Below are 1,297 nucleotides of genomic sequence, written 5' to 3' on the forward strand. Positions count from 1 at the left end.
CGGCGATACAGCCCAACACGTCGAAGACGGCCGCTTCGAGCGCCCCCTGCACGCCGGTCCCGTCGTACTCGTCGACGAACTCGGCGATCCGATCGAGGCCGACCCTCTGCTCGCCGGAGACGTCGCCGACGACGTCGAAATCGCTCTCGCCCGGCGTGTAGTCGACGACGCCCGCCTCGTCAGCGTTTTTGAGGGCTTTCTCCGCGTGGGCGCTGGCGGGGACGAACGAGAGGTGGTCGTAGTCGGGGTCGGCCGTGATCTCCTCCCAGTTCGCCTGCGCCTCGGGCGTGTCCATCTTGTTGGCGGCGATCACCATCGGCTTCGTTCGCTTGCGGATCTCGCGGGCCAACTCGATCCGGTCCGTCTCGTCCCACGTCTCCGGGTCGAGTTCGAGCCCCTCGGCGAGGATGACGCGCTTCATTCGGTCCTTATCGATGCCGAACGCCGACATCTGCTCGGCGAGCTCCTCCTCGATGGCCGCGTCCGCGCCGTGGTACCGCGTCGCGAACTTCTCGAGGCCCTTCTCCAACACGTCGCGGTACCACGCGTCGAGCTCATCCTCCAAGAAGTCGATGTCCTCGCGCGGGTCGTGGCCCTCGGTCGCCTCGCCCTCGATGTCCGTCTTCCCCGAGAAGTCGACGACGTGGATCAGGGCGTCGGTCTCGTTGAGGTCGGTGAGGAACTGGTTGCCGAGGCCGCGGCCCTCGTGGGCGCCGGGAACGAGTCCGGCGACGTCGACGAGCTTCACGGGGACGAACCGCGTCCCCGCGCGGCAGACGCCGACGCTCGGCGTGCACGTCTCGTCGAACTCGGGGGCGGCGCAGTCGACGCGGACGTACGCCTCGCCGACGGTCGGGTCGATGGTGGTGAACGGGTATGCGCCCTCGGGCACGTCGTTCATGGTCGCGGCGTTGAAGAACGTCGACTTCCCCACGGAGGGCTTGCCGACGAGACCGATCCGGTAGCTCATTACCACGAGTGCGCGATCCGCGGTAAAAAGCGATGCGAGACGCGCCGTGGCGTGGGGAGCGGTGACGAGGGGCGGGGCGCCTTTCGGCTCGGTGGGGCGTCGGCGTCGGTTCGGTCCGCGCTCCTCGCCCGGTCAGGCGTCGCCGTCGGACTGGCCCGGCTCCCCGAGCGCCTCGATCGGGAGGACGTTCTGGAGCGCGGCGTACGGGTCGGCGGCGGTCTCGAACGTCTCCTGATCGACGTCGGCGAGCAGGTCGCCGAGATCGGCGTCGCCGTCGGCGAACAGCACCGTCGTGCCCGCGAACGCCTCGGCGAGCGCCTCGCGGTC

At 69.4% G+C, this 1,297-nt stretch carries 2 protein-coding genes; both read right to left on the bottom strand.

Going from position 1 to position 1,297, the window contains the following annotated elements:
- A partial coding sequence (locus tag U4E84_RS17610; RefSeq protein ID WP_322533379.1) for a redox-regulated ATPase YchF occupies window positions 1-970 on the bottom strand: 970 nt, incomplete at its 3' end.
- Window positions 971-1,102: 132 nt separating this feature from the next.
- Window positions 1,103-1,297, bottom strand: a 195-nt coding sequence (locus tag U4E84_RS17615) for a hypothetical protein (protein ID WP_322533380.1), incomplete at its 5' end; no start/stop codon positions are given.

Source organism: Halorubrum sp. AD140, assembly GCF_034497445.1.
GTDB lineage: Archaea > Halobacteriota > Halobacteria > Halobacteriales > Haloferacaceae > Halorubrum.